Genomic DNA, 20,288 nt, shown 5'->3' on the forward strand with positions numbered 1-20,288 from the left:
AGTGCCCATGGACCAGATTAATCCAAAACAGGAATACGATTACATCATAGTCGGCGCTGGCAGTGCGGGTTGTGTATTAGCCAACCGCTTGTCGGCAGACTCTGCCAATAAAGTGTTGCTGTTAGAGACAGGGGGCAGCGATAAGAGCATCTTTATCCAGATGCCAACAGCGCTATCGATTCCCATGAACACTAAGAAGTATGCCTGGCAGTTTGAGACAGAAGCTGAGCCATCTTTAGATAATCGCCGTATGCATTGCCCGCGGGGCAAAGTGTTGGGCGGTTCGTCATCGATCAATGGCATGGTATACGTGAGAGGCCATGCGCGTGACTTTGATGAGTGGCAGCAATCGGGGGCCAAAGATTGGGATTACGCACACTGTTTACCCTATTTTAAAAAGGCTGAGACTTGGGCGTTTGGTGCAGACGACTACCGTGGTGATAGCGGACCACTTGGCGTCAATAATGGCAATCAGATGAAGAATCCGCTGTATCAGGCGTTTGTTGATGCTGGCGTTGATGCGGGTTACCTAGCAACCGCTGATTACAATGGTGCGCAGCAAGAGGGTTTTGGTCCTATGCATATGACGGTCAAAAATGGGGTGCGTTGGTCAACGTCTAACGCTTACCTAAGGCCAGCAATGCAGCGTAGTAACTTAACGGTTATTACTCATGCACTTGTGCACAAAGTATTGCTCGATGGTAAACGTGCTGTTGGCGTGCGCTATGAGCGTAAAGGCAAAATTCTTGATGTGGGTTGTAGTAAAGAGGTTGTGTTATCGGCTGGGTCAATTGGTTCGCCACATATCTTGCAACTGTCAGGTATCGGCGCGGCGAAAACCCTTGGTGCTGCCGGCATCGAACCCCTACATGAGTTACCGGGTGTTGGGCAAAACTTACAAGATCATCTTGAGTTCTACTTTCAATTTAAGTGCTTAAAGCCTATTTCCCTCAATGGAAAACTTGACCCACTCAATAAGTTATTTATCGGTACGCGTTGGATCCTCAACAAGTCGGGATTAGGCGCAACCAATCACTTTGAGTCCTGTGGCTTTATTCGTTCCAAACCAGGGCTTGAGTGGCCGGATTTACAATACCATTTTTTACCCGCGGCGATGCGCTACGACGGTAAGGAGGCGTTTGCCGGTCATGGTTTTCAGGTACATATTGGGCATAACAAACCCAAGAGCCGTGGCGCTGTCACTGTGGTATCGAGTGATCCCAAGGCCGCTCCTAAAATTCAGTTTAACTATCTGTCGCATCAGGATGATATTGAAGGGTTTCGTGCCTGTGTGCGTTTGACTCGCGAAATAATTAATCAGCCGGCACTAGATGAATATCGCGGTGAAGAGATCCAACCCGGAATCCAAGTGCAAAGTGATGAGGCGATCGATCGCTTTGTTAGGCAATCAGTAGAGAGTGCCTATCATCCATCATGCTCTTGCAAGATGGGTGAAGACTCAATGGCGGTGGTAGACAGTCAAACTAAGGTACATGGCATGATGGGATTGCGAGTGGTTGATTCATCTATTTTTCCAACCATTCCAAACGGTAACTTAAATTCACCGACCATTATGGTCGCAGAGCGTGCCGCTGATTTGATTTTAGGTAAGATGCCGCTGGCGGCAAGTGACGCTCCTGTGGTTATTGCCGATGAGTGGCAAGTCCATCAGCGCCAGCAGTCTCCAAAGAGACACAGTGTTTAATCCTTGTTGGATTAGCACTTTCTAGGTTGACGGCCTACCTAAGTCACATTGACTAAAAGGCCTTAATTGTCAGGGTAAAACTATAACGGTTTGTATCAGGGTTTAAATATCGCAGAAACGATATTTAAGGCTTGAGGGGTTGTTGCAGCCTAAAAATGGCACCTTGACGTAATATAAAATCAATAAAATGGAACTAACAGTATGTTTGCATTAATATTTTGTTCAAGGGGGAACAAATGACCACGTGGTTAACTATAGGGATTTTATTTACCTTTGCGGCTATCGCTTTTGTCATCTATCGCTGGGGAAATATAGAGTGTGTCGGGGTGACACCAGTGCGTACCTTTACCTTTATCGCGATTCTCTTTACCTCGGGTCTCGATGTGGGGTTGATTATGTTCCCGTTGACTGAGTTTGCAGGTTACGCCGATCTGGCGGCCAATCCTGAGTATGGTTTTTCTAACCCTCTCGCGATTGAGTTTGGCTTCTGGGCCTTTCTGATTTGGGCATTCTATTTCTTAACTTGTTTCTATTTCTGTGTGATTGAACCAAGGGTGAAATTTTTTGAAATTCCCGTGATTAAGTTCATCAATAACTTAGTCATCATAGGTACCTGTGCGTTTACTGCCTATTTGTTACTGACTAATTTGCCTTGGTATCTGCCTGAATTAGGTGATGGTGAAACCATCGTTAGCAGCTTTTACTTAATTGTATTTGTTGTGATTGCGGCCGCTGTGTATTCGAGCACCAGTATTCGCTATGTGCGTACGTTAAGCCTTGCAAGTACTTGGTTGTTTCTAGGCCTTATTGCACTGATGTGGGTTGGTGCGTTTATGTCTGCAGAGTCAGGTGTGGGTGAGTTTGTTACCACGTTTGCCTTGATTGGTGACTACTTTGGTAATTTGCACCACTTTGTATTGCCGCTCAATGACTATCATGAGTTCTATCTATTCTGGTGGTTTGCATGGAGCATTATGATTGGTCAGTTTACCTCTCGTTTCGTTGGCGGTATGAAAACCTATCAGGTATTAGTGGCAATGATGGTGTTTCCATCTATCCCAATCGCTATCTGGTTTAGCGTGCTCTATTACTACAGTGCCAATGCCATACCGACGGCAGGTTTCTATAACTTAGCCATGGTAGTGGTTGGTATTACCTTTGTGATCAACTCGCTCGACTCATTGATCCGTTTGTATACCGATAACCTAAACTTGACTGTGCAACGATTTGGCAAGGTTAAGTACATCACAGGCAACCTAGTCTTGATGTGCGGTCTCACCTTGTTATTTAGCTTAGATTTCCTACAAATTCAGTGGGTGGGCGCATTAGCCATTGCACTCATTTTAGGTTGTTTTGGCTATATCATGGCGACCAAGTATCGACGTGTGGCAGAAATTGAGCGTTCGCCTAAAGAGAATAAAATCGACTTCGGCAAAATTGAGCTGGCTAGCTAATTAGCGACCTGTTCAACAAAATTATACTGATTGATATTAAACACCCTGAACTCATGGTTTTGAGTTCAGGTCTAATAAAAATGAAGGAAAATGATGAATACAACAATTAAACGCATCGCATTTGCAGGCCTACTAGCATTACCATCTACAGCTATGGCAGGATTAAGTTCAACCGTTAACTTAACCTCTGATTATACATTCAATGGTGTCAGTCAAACAGACAACGGCCCAGCACTGCAAGCGAGTTTAGATTATGGCTTCGACAGTGGTTGGTACGTGGGTTCTTGGGCGTCAAATGTGGATTTTGGATCAGGTGATGATACTTGGTTAGAGTTAGATTTTTATGGTGGTAAGTATTTCGAGCTGACCGACCGCTTTTCGCTTGATGCCGGTATTGCTTACTATACCTATCATGGTGATTCATACTCTGATGAGTACAAATATCCAGAAGCGTATACCAAATTTGGTTATGGCTCATCATTGGGTCAAACTGAGCTGAACTTTTGGTACTCGTGGGACTATTTTGGTTTAGATGCAGGGCACTACATCATGATGGCTGCGCACACTTTTACAGTGGCAGAGGGACATGATATACGTGTGAGCTTCGATCGTTCAACTTCGCAAGATGAAGACAAATGGTCTTGGAATGGTAAAGACGCTTATAATCACTACCGTGTTGAATATATGACCAGCTGGAAAGGCTTTGACTTTAACCTTGCTGCAGAAGATACCAGTATGGATACTGACAGCAGCGATACTCGCGCCGTGTTGTCTGTGTCACGTACCTTTGAATTTTAAGTGTGACTTAACTTTCACTGTTTAACATCTGAATGTTAAACACACAAAAAGCAGAACAACCGAGCGTGTTGTTCTGCTTTTTTGCATTTGAAGCATGAGTCGGTTGCGTATTTCTGTTATGGTGCAGCTCAAATGAGAGGGGATTATGGAAAAGTACGAACAACTATTAATATCGTTGCGCCGTGTGATCAGAGCCATCGATATACATTCTCGGCAACTCAATAAGCAATCGGGCTTAACGGGGCCGCAGTTGATGGTGATTCAAACCATCGCCAACCTAGATAGACCGCTTGCTAAAGAGGTCGCACAAGAGGTTGCATTAAGTCCTGCGACAGTCGCGACAATTATTGATCGACTCGAAGCGCGAGACCTTGTGGTGCGCACCCGAAGTGAAACTGATAAGCGGAAATGGCATTTATCACTGAGTGAAGCCGGGGTCGCAATATTAAGTGCTGCACCTAAGCCGTTACAAGATCACTTTATCAAACGTTATCAAAATCTTGAAGAATGGGAGCAGAGTCAGCTTCTATCGGCGGTAGAACGTATTGCCTCAATGATGGATGCAAATGAACTTGACGCTGCGCCAGTGCTCTTAGTGGGCCAAATCCAAGCTGAAGAGTAGTAATCCGTATGATTGGTTACTTAACGCAGCGATTTAACGTAAAAGGCAACGCTTAAATGTCGGTGATATTTACACCTCGATGGTTGTGGCAAATGGCGGACAAGTTACTTCGTCGAATTGTTCAGCGCTAATGTGCAGTGGATGTTGTCGTAATATGGATGTCAGGGCGGATAGTTTAACAGGCAATACGGCGTTAGTGCTTGAGGGCGGTGGTCTGCGTGCCATCTATACCGCTGGCGTACTCGATGCCTTTCTTGAGGTTGATGTTCACTTCGATTACCTTGTTGGCGTCTCCGCCGGCGCTATCTATCCCGCATCATACTTATCACGCCAATACGGACGTAACCTCAAAATTCAGCAAGGTTTTTTAGCCGATAAACGCTACATGGGATTCAGTCATTTTTTACGTGATGGCAATTATGTCAACACTGATTTTACCTATCGACGTATGGCTAATGAACTGATTCCTTATGATTTTGATGCGTTTACTCAAAGTGGCGCAGAGTTTAAGGTCGGTGCCTTTAATTGCGAAACTGGAGAGACTAATTTTTTCAGTCGCGCCGACTTTGCTAACCACGACCGATTTTTAGCCGTCTTGATCGCATCAAGCAGTTTGCCTTTTATCTCTCAGCCGACCACCATTGATGGCGTCCCCTATTTAGATGGCGGCATCGGCGCACCTATCCCTTTGGCGCAGGCGCGCAGTGATGGTTACCCGCGCCAAGTAGTGATTCTGACCCAAGAACCTGCCTACCGTAAGTCTGCATTTAAATTTAAATGGTTAGCGAATCGTGTTTACCGCCAATATCCCCATGTTGCAGCAGCCTTGCTTGAGCGTCATCGGGTATACAACCAAGCACTTGCTGACTTATTAGCCGCCCAAGCCGATGGTAGTGCGTTAGTGTTACAGCCACAGACGCCACTTGGTTTATCGCGTTTAGAACGTGATGTGTCTAAAGTTGAAGCGGTTTATCATCGAGGTGTCATGGAGGGCCGAGCATTTATCCCACAACTCTTGACGTTCATTAATTAGAGGTTTTTGCCCCGCCTCCTCGCATCTGGTGTCCTTCCGCTCGTTTTATTATCTGATTTGTTATCACCTTGTAAAATAAGTGCATTTACTTTAAATTTGATGCAGTGAACTGAATTGGTTGAGTTTTGGTCGTTTTTAGAAAGGAGTCAGTAATGGATAGCGAAAAGTTTCAGCTAGGTATCGCAAAACGACGCGAGGTGATGGGGGATGAGTTTGTCGATAGAGCATTAGCGTCAGCGACTGACTTCACGCAACCACTGCAAGAACTGGTCAGTAGAAATGCTTGGGGTGAGGTTTGGGTGCGTGAGGGCATTTCAAAGCAAACGCGCAGCCTGATCACGATCGCTACCTTGGCAGCGCTAAAGGCATCAAATGAGCTAAAAGGGCATGTTAGGGGGGCACTTCGTAATGGCTGCACAATCGAAGAGATCCAAGAGGTGTTGCTGCATTCAACGGTTTATTGCGGTATGCCATCAGGCGTAGAGGCTTTTAGGGCTGCGAATGAAGCGATTGAAGCATGGAAAAAGGAAACCGACTAACGGGAAAGTTTCCAATAGCCAAGGAAAGCCGATTTTTCAGGCTTTCCCATAAGCGCATATCTTGGCCAAAGGTGGGGGTTAACCGTTGACCGCTAGTATCGAGGGGCGTTGCTCCATGGTTGCCAGCCACTTACCCAAATTGACTTGGGTATCATCAGGGGCGATCTCAAGGTGTTTAATAAAGCTCATCATCACATAAGCGGTGATGTCGGCGACGGAGAAATGCTGGCCCGCGACGAAAGGGTGTTCACTCAACTGCTTCTCAAGTGTGGGTAAAAACTCAATTACACGTTGGCGCGACTCTTCGCCCCACACTTCGACACAGCGCTCACGGTCTTGGTAGACTTTGGTGATATTTCTAAAGGCTTGAAACGCAACTAATAAGCCTTGTAACTCACAGATGCGCTGCCACATCTCCACTTGTGCTTTCTCTAATGCTGAGCGACCAAACAGCGAGTGTTCGCTTGGGATTAGTTCATCGAAATAACGGCAGATCGCGATGGATTCGCAAAGGGTTTGACCATCATCGAGCTCAAGTACTGGAATGCGACCATTGACGCTCAGTGCTTTAAACTCATCACTGAGGTTGTCACCTGCACGCAGGTTGAGGCTTTGGCGGTCGAGTTCTATTCCCATTTCATTAAGGAAGATATTGACCCGTCTGGCGCTGGGGGTCATGGCTAATTCGTAGAGTTTCATCTATCCCTCTTTGGCTCTCGTTAAAGTTGTAGTATTTGGGTTCAGATAGTGTCTTTTTCTTTATCTGAACGTTCGGTTAGAATAGAATCTAAATCATATCGGAACGTTCGGTCAAGAACCTTGTATTGATCGGTTTTTAATAGCTAAGAGTAAAATCATCTATGGCAAGAAGTTGTAATTTTGATAGACAGGACAAGCTAATAGCGGCGATGGAGCTATTTTGGCAAAAAGGCTACGCCGACACCTCTGTGTCAGATCTTGTGGCGCACCTTAAGATTAATCGTTTTAGTTTGTATAACAGTTTCGGTGATAAGTTGAGCCTGTACCGCGAGTCTTTAAGCTACTATTTAGCGCATTACTCACAGCCAAAATTAGCGCCACTACTTGTTGATGACGCAGACTTGGATACGATCAAGGATTATATTACGGCGTTTATTGCGCTGCAGGTTGATCAGCCTTATGGTTGTTTTTTACAAAATGCGATACTGGAAAAATACCTGAAAGATGAGGTGGTGCAGCAGCTTTGCGGTCGGTTATTTGATAGTCTGCATCAAGCCTTTACTCAGGTGTTGGCTGATGCACAGCGCCGTGGGCGGTTATCTAGCGCCCTGAATACGCAAGAGGTGGCGAGCTTTTTAGTCATGCAATTGCAGGGCATTCGTGTGCTGGGTAAGGCTGAACAATATCAACTTATCGAGCAGGCCCGCCGTGTGCTGATGAGCTACTTGGACGGGCTACGCAGATAAGACGCTAAGCGTTTTATTTGGTCCCCTTAATCAGCGGAATACCATTGGTGCCAACAGGAATATACACTGTGGTGTGGTTGGGCGAATCGGCCATTTTTAACTGCGCATTAATTGCTTCATGCTGCAGGTAGTTTGGTGTGAGGGTAGTGTTGATGATCTTTTGCGCCTCGGCAATACCTTTGGCCTCTTCAATACGGATCTCCGCATCTTTTTGCGCGATCTCTTTTTGGGTTTCCTTCTCCGATAGCAGCTGCTGCGCGGCGAGTTTCTTCTCTACCGCAATGGCAACAATTTCAGGATAGTTGATGTTGCCGATCACCACGTTTCTTAACTGAAACGGCGAACTTTTAAGGTATTCTTTAAGCTTCACTTCAACTGATTCGGCAATTTTAGAGCGATTCTCCTTCAATGCGACACTGTCGTAGCGCTGTACTTCATCACGCACAAAGGTTCTAAAGGTTTCGCGAACAAAGCGGATATACCAGTTTTCTGCGCCATACTTTTCTACCACCTCTTTTACTGAGCCTGATTTTATGGCGAGGACTGCATGAAAGTTAAAGCTAATGTTAAGGTCATCATTGGCCAAAATTTTAAAGTTCTCAGTATAGGTATTTGGACGCATATCTATGTTAATGATCTCGTTACGCCACAATGAAACGCCGTAATTACTCGGCCCAATCAAGCTGCCACGGTAGCCTCCAACACCAAAAATGCGCGGTTGTTCAAAAACATAGCCCTCTTCACCCGCTGGAGTGTTTGGGTTGGTGCAGCCAGTGATAACCGCACTGGTAATGGTTAGTGTGACGATAGTCGCTAAAGGTTTAATTATGGTTTTAAGTGTTAGTGGTTTATTCACAAAATATCCCTATTTTCTATTAATAGTCGAGCGATAAGGCAAAGCACAGGTAGGCCATCAGTTTGTTGGTCTCCTTAAATTGCTCGGCACACCAAGTATCGAAATGTTGACCGAGCAATTGCTCTGTGGTGATCGGTTTAATGGCGATAAAATCTTTGCGTTTCAGTTCATCAATCATAGGGTGTTCTTTATCGAACCCTTTTGGTGGCCTGATTAAACAGTCCCCCTCCATGGCAAACCCCGCATCTGCGAGTTGCGCTAATGCCTGTTTATAGGCATTGGGGTTGTCATCGATGCAAGTGCGAATTTGATTAAGTGCTTGGCTGTCGGGGTGCCAAATCCCAGCCCCTAAGAAACAACCATCATTGGCGATATGTAAATATAAACCTGGCGCATGCACATCTTTGCCCTGAAAGTGGCGAAACTGAATGCCAACATTTATTTTGTAGGGTGTTTTGTCTTTGCTAAAACGCGCATCACGTTGAGGGCGCATGAGGCTACCCCCCACCTTTTTGGCCACGCAGGTTAATTTTGGCGATAGCTGATGAATATAAGGGGTCATCGTTTCGATAAACGCTAATGCAGGAGTGCGTACCTTAGCTTCATATTCGGCTTGATTTGCTTTAAACCAATCGCGACTGTTGTTGGCTTGTAATTGCTGTAAAAAAGTCAGGCAATCGACATTAAAAGCTGATTGACTAGCGGTTTTTTTGCTCATAATCGACGTAATATTGAAACCAGTATTGTTGGCTAAAACTATCATACCTGTGGGAAGATTGTTAATCATTGCTAATCTATCTTTGTTGTTGGCTTACAAGAGTACATTATGCACAAGGGGAGGGCTGATGGTGGCTATCGTCAAATGGTGTTTAATGCTATAGTCGTTGGCATTTTTATTATTGATATCATAGCCGTGCATCAATAATGAGGGCGCGCTTAAGTGCCAATAGTTGCCCGTAAGAGGAAAGAAAAATGAAAATTTGGGTCGATGCTGATGCCTGTCCTGGTGTAATTAAAGAGATGTTATTTCGCGCTGCCGATCGTGCTGAGGTTGAGGTCACTTTGGTGGCGAATCATGTGATGCGCATTCCCCCCTCTCGTTTTATCAATTTAGTCACAGTGCCATCTGGCTTTGATGTGGCCGATGATGAGATCGTTAAACGTCTTGATGTGGGAGATTTAGTGATAACCGCTGATATCCCATTGGCATCAGAGGTTATCGACAAAGGCGGTTTTGCACTCAACCCAAGGGGTGAGTTATATACCACGCAAAATATTAAATCGATTCTTAATATGCGTGATTTCATGGACACTATGCGAGCCAGCGGCGTGCAAACGGGTGGGCCGGCAGCGATAGGTCAAAGTGAGAAGCAAGCCTTTGGTAACCAGTTAGACAGGTTCATCACTAAACATCACAAACGCTAATTCTAGGCGTTAGTCACTTGCGGCCATTACACGCTGCAGTACCAGTTTTAGATAGTCTAAGCAAGAAGGGGCGCATTGCACCTTTTTGCGTTCCTGCACTCGCTTCATCATTTCAGTAACTGTATGTCATTTTTCTATTCTAAGCAGTCTATTAGCCTGCTTATCACCTCAACACTTTTGTGTTTCCTCATTTTGACTGTGAGATTTTTTGTGATCTAGCACAACTTCTTTTAGCTCGATGGCGATCGCGATCACATAATGAGCTGTCGAGGGGGCAGTTTGGGTTGCGCGTTTAGATAATCTGGATTAGTTTGAACAAAAGTTTGGTGTGCAAACATTTGTTTGTTTAATTCTTATAGAGATCGCTCAAATGACTGAACGTGAATTAGAAATCTTAGCACTACTCAAGCAAGACCCGTTAATCGCTCAGCAAGACTTAGCCGACAAGCTAGGTATTAGTCGCTCTGCGGTAGCGGGACATATCATGAACTTAACCAACAAAGGCGTAATTCGCGGCAAGGGCTATATCTTAGCGGAAAACCGTTATGCGGTGGTTATTGGCGGCGCCAACATGGATATTCTCGGTAGACCTGCGGCAAATCTTAGAGTTGGTGACTCAAACCCTGGTAGCGTCAGTTGTTCACCTGGCGGTGTCGGACGCAACATTGCTGAAAACCTCGCTAGATTAGGTTCCGATACCCGTTTGGTCACGGCAGTGGGTAAAGATGCTTACGGGCAACAAATTATCGAGCATTGTCAACGTGCTGGCATCGATATGAAGAACACGTTACAACTTAACGATGCGTTAACCTCAACCTACCTGTCAGTGCTAGACGGTGACAGTGATATGCATGTCGCAATTAATGACATGGCGATTTTAGAGCGACTCAGTGTCGACGTGCTGAAATCTCAACAAGCGATGTTAAAGCGTGCCGAGTTGATTATTGTTGATGCCAATCTTTCAGAAGCCGCGTTAGCGTATCTCTTAAGCAATTACGCCGAGATCCCTCTGTTTGTTGATACCGTTTCTTGCGCTAAAGCCACCAAGTTAAAACCTTACCTCAACGCTATCCATACGTTAAAGCCCAATCTTAAAGAAGCTGAACAGCTCTCAGGCATGGTTATCGAAAACTACAGCGAGCTTCCGGGTTTGGCCAACTGGTTTCATAACCAAGGGGTTGAGCGGATATTTTTAAGCTTAGGTGCCGACGGTGTCTTCTATAGCGAACCCAATGAACAAGCCTTAATTCCTGCAATCCCTGTAGCCATGGTAAATGCCAATGGTGCAGGGGATGCTTTTCTTGCTGGGCTTGCACACGGTTTTATTCAAGATTGGCCGACCAGAAAGTCGACCGAGTTTGCCATGGCGGCGGCTGTTGTTGCCTTGTCTGATCTGGCGACTATCAATCCAAATATGTCTGAAATATCTGTTAATCGAGTTATCAAGGAGTCTCTATGTTAGCGCAGTACCTAGATATCAACCCTGAAGTTAAAGCGGCACTGGATGCCGGACGACCTGTTGTGGCATTGGAATCAACCATTATTTCCCACGGTATGCCGTACCCACAAAATGTTGAAACGGCACGTAAAGTTGAACAGATCATCCGTGACAATGGCGCCATTCCGGCGACGATTGCTATCTTAAAAGGTCGACTCAAGGTGGGCATGACCCATGACGAGATTGAGTATTTAGGTAAAGCGGGCCAAGCGGTAATTAAAACTAGCCGTCGTGATATTCCGTTTATTGTGGCCAAGCAAGCCGATGGCGCAACCACTGTGGCCTCGACCATGATTCTAGCGGCCATGGCTGGTATTAAAGTGTTTGCCACTGGTGGTATTGGTGGTGTGCACCGTGGAGCGCAGCAAACCTTTGATATCTCCGCTGATCTGCAAGAGCTGGCTAATACAGATGTTGCCGTAGTGTGCGCTGGTGCTAAATCGATATTGGATATTGGTTTAACCCTTGAGTATTTAGAAACCCAAGGTGTGCCAGTGGTCGGTTATCGAACCGATACCTTGCCCGCGTTCTACACGTGTGAGAGTGACTTTGGTGTTGATTACCGTTTGGATGAGCCAAAGCAGATTGCGGCGGCAATGGCGGCAAAATGGCAGATGGGCTTGAAAGGCGGTGTGGTGGTTGCCAATCCTATTCCTGCTCAGTTCGCATTGGACAAAGCGATGATCGATCAGGTGATTAAAGATGCGGTTGCCGAGATGGACAGTAATGGGATTTCTGGTAAAGCCTCAACGCCATTCCTGTTAGCCAAAGTGGCTGAAAAAACCGAAGGTAGTAGCTTAGCTGCGAACATAGAATTAGTGTTTAATAATGCCAAATTGGCCGCGCAAATAGCCTGTGAATACCATAATTAACAAGAGTCATGTTTAGTTGCTTTCTAAAATAGCGCCTCTGGGCGCTATTTTTGTTTATCGTAAGCACTTTTTTAAACTAACCTTTAAAATTAATAATCTAATCAAGTCTTTGGTCGTTATTTTTCTGTAATTTTGTTATCATTTTGTAAATTGTTGTGCCAGGACTCAATATGGATCCCCAAGTCATTGAAATAAAAGATTTCGTCTCTTTTACCTTAGCGATTATTGCGCTATTTATCGGTAAGCATATTATTTCTCGTTATGAATTGCTGCGTAAGTACAGTATTCCTGAGCCCGTCGTGGGTGGCTTTGCCTGTGCGGCGATAGTCGGCATCCTTTACTACGGGTTTGATCTGCAGGTCGAATTTAATCTCGATGTTCGTGATATTTTGCTGTTGTACTTTTTTGCCGGTATTGGGCTTAAAGCTGATATAGCTACCCTATTAAAGGGCGGTAAGCCTTTATTGATTCTATTGTTGCTCTCTTCAAGCTTTATCTTTATTCAAAACGTTATGGGCGTTAGTGTTGCAACCCTGTTTGGCCTCGATCCCAAGGCGGGATTAATGTCTGGGTCAATAGCGCTCATTGGAGGTGTGGGAACCGCAATGGCCTGGACGCCTACATTTGTTGAGGAGTTGGGGATTGCCAATGCGGCCGAGTTGGGGATTGCATCCAACACCCTAGGTTTAATTGCGGCGTGTGTGATTGGTGGTCCCATTGCAGCGTATTTAATGAAACGTCACAACCTTAAAGCCAGCGGTAATGATGAGCTCGATATCGGTACCAGTCATCAAGAGAGTAGCCAGCATCTACAGGTTGATTACTTTGGTGTATTGCGGGCCTGGTTGTGGCTCAATGTTACGCTTATTATGGGCTATTTCATTGATATTGGATTAGCCGAACTAGGGCTTAAGTTACCCATGTTTGTGAGCTGTTTGCTGGCGGGTATTATCATTGGTAACCTTGGGCGCTTATATCTTGAGCACAAAGGCCGAGAGAAAAGCGCCTATGTTATTGAAGCGAGTCGCGGCTTAACGCTGATCCAAGATATCTGTTTGGGGATGTTTTTAACCATGGCGTTGATGAGCTTGAAAATCTGGGAACTCGAAGGCAGTTTGCTGTATATCTCTACGGTAATGGGCTTACAGGTAGTCATATCAGTGGTTTTTACCATCTTTGTGGTGTTTCGTGCCATGGGTAAAGATTATGAATCTGCAGTGATCTGTTCAGGTTTTGGCGGTGTCACATTAGGCTCAACGGCCACGGCGATTGTCAACATGACGGCGGTGACACAGCAATATGGCGCCGCGCACCGAGCTTTTATTATTGTGCCACTGGTGTGTGGGTTCTTTATTGATATCATCAACGCGATGATCATCAATCTGTTTGTTAATTTCTAAGGTTTTTACGGACGGCGTTAAGAGGGAGAGTCATCTCCCTCTTAATTGACATCATAATAGTTGTTGGATGATCTGCTTTAACAAGTAAGTTTCGCGCTCTATCGACATCCCTTTCTTCTCGCTATGGGCCATGGTGTGCTCATTGTGACGAATCGCATCATGGATATTTATCCACACTGGGCGCATGCCGTTTTGAATCTCGTGGGCTTCAAGTCGCGTCTCTTTGAGTGTTTCATCTATGGTGCACACAAAGCAAAATGACTCCATATGTACAAAGTCAAAATTGTCTTTGTACCAAGGACGAAACTCTTCATAGCGCCCAAACTCTGCCACAATATTAATATTGTGCGCGCCAGTTTCCTCTTCGAGTTCACGGATTAATCCTTGGCGAATATCTTCGCCTTCATCCACTCCGCCGCCAGGAATACTGTAATCATGGTAGCGCTCGGTGTAGAGCATGAGGATCGCTTCGCCTTTAATAATAATGCCGCGTGCAGCTTGGCGATGAAACCCTCTCCCTACAAGAGCTTGGCGGTGCTCAGCATTGAGCGCAGGGTGGATGGTCGATTTTAATAGGCGCATGAAGTCTATCGCTTGGTAAAGGGCGCAAGTATACGCAAAAAGTAAATTATTGTTGAGGGGTTAATGCTTGGTAAGCACTAATCGCCTCGCGAAGCATGGCAGCGTGTGTCTCATCTGTAGCCCCTTTAATAGCGAGACGATAATGGTTCAGCAGCCGAGTAAGGTAGTGTTGGTTGATGTCGGTATTGTGGTGTGACCATATTTTGTCGCCCACGAGTGAAACAGGCGTTGTGGCGTCACTCGACAGGTGCAGTATTTCGTAGAAACGTTTGTTTTCAGTGATTAAGTGCTCATTAACTAAGCCTAGCGTTAGCGACGAGAGCGCTTCCCTTAACTGATAGGTATGGTGAACAGGGCAGAGAATAAACTCCACACTTTGGCCGATAGCCAAGGCGTGTTGCTGTATCGCCTTAACAAAGCTTGCAGTGAGTTCACCACCCACTCCTGCAATAATCACTAATTGAGGAGACTGACTGCGGTATTGTGCCAAAGGCAGCGCGTGAACGTCGAGACAGTGAACATGCCAAGTTTGCTGTGATAAAGCGGCCAAAGGGTAAAACTGCTCAAGCTTTGCAATCAAGGTATTGGTGATAGATGGCACAATATCGACAAAATGCATGGCATCGCATCGCCCTTGTTTAAGCAAGGTGGCACCTAGCAAGCCATGATCGCAACAGCAATCCCAAATATGGCTATAGTGGCCATCTATCATGCTGGCAATAGTGTGTAAGCGTTGACTTAATTTCAATCGTGTGGACTCTGGTTAATCTGTGTGGCACTAAAATTACTGGGTAGGCGTGCAGGTGTTTGCATTGGCCAATGCCAGCATGGCAGCGTTATCTATGGTTGTTGCGTAGGAGCCGCTACCGGTATGGATATTAGCACTAAAGTGCACAATGGCCTCGGCGACTTGAACAGCATGAATAGGGCGATACTTTGCCCACTGACCAAACATAAAAGGGGCGAGTAGCGGCAGGAGTGTTTGGCCTATATCTTCGGCCAAGCGACTCTGCTTGCGTTTACCTAACAATAAACTTGGCTGAAAGCACTGCAGCTGTTTTTGGCCGTCATGGGCCCACTGCTGCAGTGCAACTTCAGTCTCTCCTTTAACGCGGTTATAGAACACCTTGCTATTGGCATCGGCACCTAAGGCGGTTACCACGGCGCTGTATTTTGCGTCGCACAAGGTGACGAAGTCGATTGCGCCCCGCTGATCGACTGCAACAAAAGCTGCTTGGCTGCCCGCTTGTTTAATGGTGGTGCCTAACGTGCAAAAGCTATGGTCAATAGCAAAGGGCGGCGTTAACAGAGGTAATTGATTTAGCCTAGTCGCGGTAAATACTAGGCTTGGGTGGATCAGTGCTGGCGGCGTTCTGCCAAGCACCCAAATATGACGGTAGCGACCGCAATCAATCAGTTTTTGCAATAAGTGTTGGCCAACCAGTCCGGTTGCGCCAATGATGGCAGCATTCATCTCACGTACTCGTTAAATAATCAGATCCATTTCAAGTTGGATATCAGTACACCCTTTTTTGCAAAATACTCCATATTGGCCTGTTTGTGCTTTTTCTGTGGGCACAACCAAATGCAGGGGTTGGTGACATGTCTCACACATGACGGTGTTACCTTTGAATAAGCGCTTAATCAGGTTTTTCTGATCATTAAATGATTTAGCTGTGGTTTTATTGATGGCGGAAAAGTCTAGTTTTTGGGTGTTGTTGGTTGCGCTATCTGTCATTGTTTAGGTCGCTGTAATACACATGATGTCGTTAGTATATCAGTGTTGCTGGCAGGCAACAGTGATTCTAAGGGGAGATCAATAATTTCCACCCGAGTTGCTTATTAATTCATCAGCAAGTGGATCTTTAGGGGGGAGGTAGCCTCAATTTCCGTTTTGCCACAGACGGCATAACTGCTGCTATGCTTTACAAAGATGAATATCAATAATCAATGGACGTTTAATACCATGGGTCATCCAATGGGCTATGTTGCCGCATTTATTTGCCTTGGTGCGTTAATCGCGCCTTCCGCGCTCGTGGCTGCTAAGGCGGAACTAAAGGTTATTGCCATTGACTATCCGCCATTTACTACAGAGAACATCGAGGGGGACAACGGTATTGCTTTTAGACTGTTACGCCAGGCACTGTCCGACAGTGAGTTAAGGGTAAACCCCGACATCTACTCAACAGCAAGAGCGCACAAGTTAATCCGTACTGGGCACTGGTGTGCCAGTTTTTACCCGCCGAAAGAAGCCTCCGAGCAATTGGTCAATATTCCATTAGCAGAGCAACCTATTAAGCTTGGGTTATATCGTAAGCGTCAAGAAGGCCCGTTTCGTTGGGATGACTTAAGGGAGCTAAGTGGATCGCAAGTGGCCTATCTGCGCGCAGTAGCGAGAGATGGTATTGGGTTAGATATGACCAACGCAGGGTTGGTTATCTTTAATGTTGAATCGGTAAGACAGGGCTTGCAACTCTTAGCTAAAGGGAGAGTCGATTATGCGTTTGCCGATAATGTATCGGGAGCCATCATACTTAATGAGCTTGGCTTAGATACCAATGATTATCAATTTTCACAGAGTCTGTTTCGCGCACTCCCCATGGGAATTTGGCTGAATCTTTCTTGTGAGCAAGCTTTAAAAGCTCACCAAGTGCTTACCCAACGAGGACAGGGCATCCAGTAATTGCCCTGTAGGTTCAGCGACGCTTTTATCAACCTGACGTGCCATAGTGCTCGACTCAGTGTCATCTAATCCAACCTCATTTTCAATCTAGGCTTAATATGTACGGCTGTGCAACATATGTTTATTTTTTGTTAAATACTTGTTGCCTTATGGTTGCCGTGGTAGGTTTTCTCTTGTTGTGTAGTCGCAAACGCCAAAAATGGTCGCAAAGGAAGTTAGATGTATCGTGGCATTTGCAGATGAAAATCAAAATAAATAACTCTAAACATAAAAAATATAATGGAGAGACTTTTATGAAGTTAACCAAATTGGCAAGTGCAGTAATGGCGTTAAGCGTTGGCATCTCAACACAAGCTTTTGCTGACGATGATCGTTATGTCATTCAGGTTGAAAATGGCAAAAAAGGTGTGGTTAAAGCACTGGCCAAAAAATTAGGTGCTCAAGTTCATGTTGATGGCAATGGGTTTATCGCCGCAACTTTTAGTGGTAAGGACCTAGCAACAGTTAAGGGCTTACTTAACAATCCTCACGTTAAGCTAGTCGAAGCTGACCAGCGTCGTCATCTAATGGGCTTTAGCGATACTAAAGATGCAGACCCAAGCAATCAGATAACACCTTACGCTGTATTTCAATCACAAGCTGATCAAGTTAACTTTAATAGCGCTGCAGGCATGAAAGTTTGTGTGATCGATTCAGGCTTAGATGCTTCAAACCAAGATTTTGTATGGAATAACATTACTGGCGACAACGATTCGGGTACCGGTAACTGGAACGAGAACGGTGGTCCACACGGCACTCACGTTGCGGGTACGATTGGCGCTGCTGACAACAATATTGGTGTTGTGGGTATGGCGCCTGGCGTCGATATGCATATTATTAAAGTATTCAATGCCGAAGGCTGGGGTTACTCGTCTGATTTAGCCCATGCGACAAACTTATGTAGTGCTGCTGGTGCTAACATCATTAGCATGAGTTTAGGTGGCGGCGGTTCAAACTCTATTGAATCTAATGCATTTCAATCATTTGTTGATGCGGGTGGCTTAGTGGTTGCCGCAGCAGGTAACGACGGTAACAACGTACGCTCTTACCCAGCAGGCTATCCATCAGTCATGATGGTTGGTGCAAACGATGCGAACAACAACATTGCAGACTTCTCACAGTTCCCATCTTGTACTTCAGGCCGTGGTAAGCGTGCGACAGCAGATGAGTATAGCTGTGTTGAGGTGACAGCGGGTGGTGTTGATACGTTATCGACCTATCCAGCAGGTATGGCGACTTCATCGAGCTTAGTTGCAGATGGGGCATACTTTGCCAGCAGCGCTATGGAAAACGCAGGTACGGTAAGTGGGACTCTGTATTACATGGGCACAGCCGAGGGCACAGATGCTGGTGCTAATGGCAATGTGTGTTTAATCGATCGCGGCGTTATCTCTTTCTATGACAAAGTGGCTAACTGTGAAAACTCTGGCGGTATCGGGGCTATCATAGTTAATAATGAGCCAGGCATGTTGTATGGCACCTTAGGCGATACCAATGCAACGAGTATTCCAGCTGTGGGCGCCGCGCAGGAAGATCAAGCAACACTGCTTGCAGCATCAAGTGCGACTATTGATATTGGTGCATCTGATTATGGCTTTATGAGCGGTACTTCAATGGCAACCCCAGCGGTATCGGGTATTGCAGCCTTAGTTTGGTCTAACCATAACGAATGTACAGGTAGCGAGATCCGTGAAGCGCTTAAAGCAACCGCTCTTGATGGCGGTGCAGCAGGTAATGATGTCTACTTCGGTTACGGCATTGTTCAGGCGGCTGCGGCTGATGCGTACCTAACGGCCAATGGTTGTGCGGGTGGCGACAATGGCGGTGGAACCGGTGGTGATTTCTCTATTTCTGCTAATGGGTATAAAAGTAAAGGTGTGAAGATGGTTGATTTAACCTTCTCTGGCGCAGCGGGTGCAAGTGTTGATGTTTACCGCAACAGCAGTAAGATTGCCACGACTTCAGCGAGCACCACCTATACCGATACCATTAGCGGTAAAGGCGGCGGAACTTACACTTACAAAGCGTGTGATGCTGGGACTTCGACCTGTACTGCTGATGTGACTGTTGTCTTCTAAATCAATATGGTTAGCCGCACACTTATGTTGAGTGGCAAATGAAAAAACGCAGCCTAGGCTGCGTTTTTTAATGCTTATGCGTGTGAACCTCGCGGTTCCTAGGAGCTGTTAAAGTGTACGTCGTCAGCCTTTGCTTAATTTCGATTGTAGATCGCGTTCAACAATCTCTAATGCTGCCAGTGCGACGGCGGGGGCTATACCGTGGGTTTCTAGCAGGTAAATGAGATCAACGGCTAACTTAACTTCATCGCTTGCTTGATTAAGACCACTATCCGCGGTTTCGCTGTTATCTGATTGCTGTGTCATATCGTCCTCTATTTCTATCGCGTCGATTTTTACACAGCTCACCAGCATGAACAAGTGACTTACTCACTTTGAATCGCCACTAAATTACTCGCCAGAGACTCGATACTCTAACGTGTTTTTGTCCAGAAACGATTTAACTTGTGATTGCCCAAGTGGTAGCAGCAAGGTCAAATCGAAGAGATAGAAAACTCGGTGCGAACACAGTTGTGACCTTCTGAGGCATGGATGCCGAGGTAGAGCTCACATGGAAGTGCTCGTAGCGTGTCACAAATGTGTTTGCACGTGGGCCTGCTGCAAGCAATTCAAAACAATGAAAGTCAACGCTACCGTCAGCGAAATAAAAACCAATACAGCCAAATGTTAAACCACAAAAATGCCAACACCTTCATTCGAAGGTCAACTTATTTTTGTTCAAAATCAATTGAGCTTTAGCTGGCCAGTGAAGCCCAGTGCAGTTAACTCTCAGAGTGGTTAGCCTGGTGGGCAGCGAAGTCTGCCATGGCGGCTAGATGGCATCAGACTCATCGCCAAATGAGTCTGTGCCAGTGTGTACTACTCTTGCTCACATTGGGTATGGGCGAGCGGCGCGCTGCGCTGGTTGTCAGCAGTGGCGATAAAGCAGGTCTTATCACTTATCCATAGCTGCACCGTTTGTGGTAGCTCAAAATTACGCCCCATGAGCAACTGGCCGTTAGGGTCTGTATGGGGCGCGCGTTCAAGTGAGAGACGGCTGCTGCGGGTAAACGCATCATCGGCAATGGTTACGCGATCCATCTTCAGTAAGTCTGCAATTGCCGTTTCTAGCTCTGCAATACTCGCTGCGCTCGGTTCACTGACCAATGCCGGTAACGGTGCAGACTGCTGGCTATCGTCGGCTTGCAGGCTACACCCCATTATCAGTAATGGGGTCAGGCTTAGCAGTGTCTTTACTCGATGCAGTGTCATCATAAGTA

General features: G+C 45.9%; 22 protein-coding genes. 13 read left to right on the forward strand and 9 right to left on the reverse strand.

The genetic code is table 11. The features are described 5' to 3' along the window. Positions 1-7: 7 nt before the first annotated feature. From betA to BEL05_RS17545, 6 genes are all read left to right on the forward strand, one after another. Positions 8-1,705 carry a choline dehydrogenase gene (betA, locus tag BEL05_RS17520; RefSeq protein ID WP_028762870.1) on the forward strand — a complete coding sequence of 566 codons (1,698 nt, stop codon included), beginning with the start codon at positions 8-10 and terminating at the stop codon, positions 1,703-1,705. Positions 1,706-1,941: 236 nt separating this feature from the next. Then, positions 1,942-3,159 (forward strand): choline transporter, encoded by a 1,218-nt coding sequence (locus tag BEL05_RS17525; protein ID WP_069671947.1) that lies wholly within the window; start codon positions 1,942-1,944, stop codon positions 3,157-3,159. A gap of 93 nt (positions 3,160-3,252) precedes the next feature. Further along, complete coding sequence (locus tag BEL05_RS17530; protein WP_028762872.1) at positions 3,253-3,957, forward strand: TorF family putative porin; 705 nt, start codon at positions 3,253-3,255, stop codon at positions 3,955-3,957. A 145-nt stretch (positions 3,958-4,102) separates the two neighbouring features. Beyond that, a complete protein-coding gene (locus BEL05_RS17535) occupies positions 4,103-4,579 on the forward strand; it encodes a MarR family winged helix-turn-helix transcriptional regulator (RefSeq protein WP_069671948.1) in 477 nt (158 codons plus the stop codon). Positions 4,580-4,733: 154 nt separating this feature from the next. Next, positions 4,734-5,612: a patatin-like phospholipase family protein gene (locus tag BEL05_RS17540; RefSeq protein ID WP_069671949.1), complete on the forward strand. Its 879-nt coding sequence runs from the start codon at positions 4,734-4,736 to the stop codon at positions 5,610-5,612. 152 nt (positions 5,613-5,764) lie between these two features. After that, on the forward strand, positions 5,765-6,151 hold the full coding sequence (locus tag BEL05_RS17545) for a carboxymuconolactone decarboxylase family protein (protein WP_069671950.1): 387 nt from the start codon (positions 5,765-5,767) through the stop codon (positions 6,149-6,151). Positions 6,152-6,229: 78 nt separating this feature from the next. Here BEL05_RS17545 and BEL05_RS17550 read toward each other — a convergent pair whose 3' ends face one another. Then, positions 6,230-6,850 (reverse strand): glutathione S-transferase, encoded by a 621-nt coding sequence (locus BEL05_RS17550; RefSeq protein ID WP_069671951.1) that lies wholly within the window; start codon positions 6,848-6,850, stop codon positions 6,230-6,232. A gap of 161 nt (positions 6,851-7,011) precedes the next feature. Here BEL05_RS17550 and BEL05_RS17555 point away from each other — a divergent pair, with 161 nt between their 5' ends. Next, positions 7,012-7,596 (forward strand): TetR/AcrR family transcriptional regulator, encoded by a 585-nt coding sequence (locus tag BEL05_RS17555; RefSeq protein ID WP_069671952.1) that lies wholly within the window; start codon positions 7,012-7,014, stop codon positions 7,594-7,596. Between the two features lie 13 nt (positions 7,597-7,609). On the opposite strand, the gene BEL05_RS17560 is transcribed toward BEL05_RS17555, so the two are convergent. Together BEL05_RS17560 and BEL05_RS17565 are read right to left on the reverse strand one after the other, a co-directional pair. Beyond that, the gene (locus BEL05_RS17560; protein ID WP_069671986.1) at positions 7,610-8,425 is read right to left on the reverse strand and encodes an SPFH domain-containing protein; all 816 of its coding nucleotides are present in this window, start codon (positions 8,423-8,425) and stop codon (positions 7,610-7,612) included. A 46-nt stretch (positions 8,426-8,471) separates the two neighbouring features. Next, on the reverse strand, positions 8,472-9,170 hold the full coding sequence (locus BEL05_RS17565) for a DUF2461 domain-containing protein (RefSeq protein WP_069671987.1): 699 nt from the start codon (positions 9,168-9,170) through the stop codon (positions 8,472-8,474). 254 nt (positions 9,171-9,424) lie between these two features. Between BEL05_RS17565 and BEL05_RS17570 the strand changes: the two genes are divergently transcribed. The 4 genes from BEL05_RS17570 (at position 9,425) to gltS (ending at position 13,647) form a co-directional block, all read left to right on the forward strand. Further along, complete coding sequence (locus BEL05_RS17570; protein ID WP_028762880.1) at positions 9,425-9,877, forward strand: YaiI/YqxD family protein; 453 nt, start codon at positions 9,425-9,427, stop codon at positions 9,875-9,877. Positions 9,878-10,247: 370 nt separating this feature from the next. Then, on the forward strand, positions 10,248-11,339 hold the full coding sequence (locus BEL05_RS17575) for a PfkB family carbohydrate kinase (RefSeq protein WP_069671953.1): 1,092 nt from the start codon (positions 10,248-10,250) through the stop codon (positions 11,337-11,339). Further along, positions 11,333-12,247, forward strand: a complete 915-nt coding sequence (locus tag BEL05_RS17580) for a pseudouridine-5'-phosphate glycosidase (protein ID WP_069671954.1) — start codon at positions 11,333-11,335, stop codon at positions 12,245-12,247. Before BEL05_RS17575 ends, BEL05_RS17580 begins: the two co-directional genes overlap by 7 nt. A 170-nt stretch (positions 12,248-12,417) precedes the next feature. After that, entirely contained in the window at positions 12,418-13,647 is a 1,230-nt protein-coding gene (gltS, locus tag BEL05_RS17585) for a sodium/glutamate symporter (protein ID WP_028762883.1), read from the forward strand. A 51-nt stretch (positions 13,648-13,698) separates the two neighbouring features. On the opposite strand, the gene BEL05_RS17590 is transcribed toward gltS, so the two are convergent. Genes BEL05_RS17590 through BEL05_RS17605 form a run of 4 tightly spaced genes read right to left on the reverse strand, consistent with a single transcriptional unit; the run spans position 13,699 to position 15,967 of the window. Further along, positions 13,699-14,229 carry an NUDIX hydrolase gene (locus BEL05_RS17590; RefSeq protein ID WP_069671955.1) on the reverse strand — a complete coding sequence of 177 codons (531 nt, stop codon included), beginning with the start codon at positions 14,227-14,229 and terminating at the stop codon, positions 13,699-13,701. A gap of 46 nt (positions 14,230-14,275) precedes the next feature. Then, the gene (locus tag BEL05_RS17595; protein ID WP_069671956.1) at positions 14,276-14,977 is read right to left on the reverse strand and encodes a tRNA (adenine(22)-N(1))-methyltransferase; all 702 of its coding nucleotides are present in this window, start codon (positions 14,975-14,977) and stop codon (positions 14,276-14,278) included. Positions 14,978-15,013: 36 nt separating this feature from the next. Beyond that, entirely contained in the window at positions 15,014-15,703 is a 690-nt protein-coding gene (locus BEL05_RS17600; RefSeq protein ID WP_069671957.1) for a Rossmann-fold NAD(P)-binding domain-containing protein, read from the reverse strand. A 12-nt stretch (positions 15,704-15,715) separates the two neighbouring features. Continuing rightward, entirely contained in the window at positions 15,716-15,967 is a 252-nt protein-coding gene (locus tag BEL05_RS17605) for a hypothetical protein (RefSeq protein WP_069671958.1), read from the reverse strand. 195 nt (positions 15,968-16,162) lie between these two features. Between BEL05_RS17605 and BEL05_RS17610 the strand changes: the two genes are divergently transcribed. Together BEL05_RS17610 and BEL05_RS17615 are read left to right on the forward strand one after the other, a co-directional pair. After that, positions 16,163-16,912, forward strand: a complete 750-nt coding sequence (locus BEL05_RS17610) for a transporter substrate-binding domain-containing protein (RefSeq protein WP_069671959.1) — start codon at positions 16,163-16,165, stop codon at positions 16,910-16,912. Positions 16,913-17,205: 293 nt separating this feature from the next. After that, positions 17,206-19,029: a S8 family serine peptidase gene (locus BEL05_RS17615; protein WP_069671960.1), complete on the forward strand. Its 1,824-nt coding sequence runs from the start codon at positions 17,206-17,208 to the stop codon at positions 19,027-19,029. Positions 19,030-19,152: 123 nt separating this feature from the next. Here BEL05_RS17615 and rsmS read toward each other — a convergent pair whose 3' ends face one another. Beyond that, the gene (rsmS, locus tag BEL05_RS17620) at positions 19,153-19,335 is read right to left on the reverse strand and encodes a pleiotropic regulatory protein RsmS (protein WP_037428052.1); all 183 of its coding nucleotides are present in this window, start codon (positions 19,333-19,335) and stop codon (positions 19,153-19,155) included. A 552-nt stretch (positions 19,336-19,887) separates the two neighbouring features. Then, a complete protein-coding gene (locus tag BEL05_RS17625) occupies positions 19,888-20,283 on the reverse strand; it encodes a hypothetical protein (protein WP_028762889.1) in 396 nt (131 codons plus the stop codon). Positions 20,284-20,288: the final 5 nt, after the last annotated feature.

Source organism: Shewanella colwelliana (genome assembly GCF_001735525.1).
Lineage (GTDB): Bacteria > Pseudomonadota > Gammaproteobacteria > Enterobacterales > Shewanellaceae > Shewanella > Shewanella colwelliana.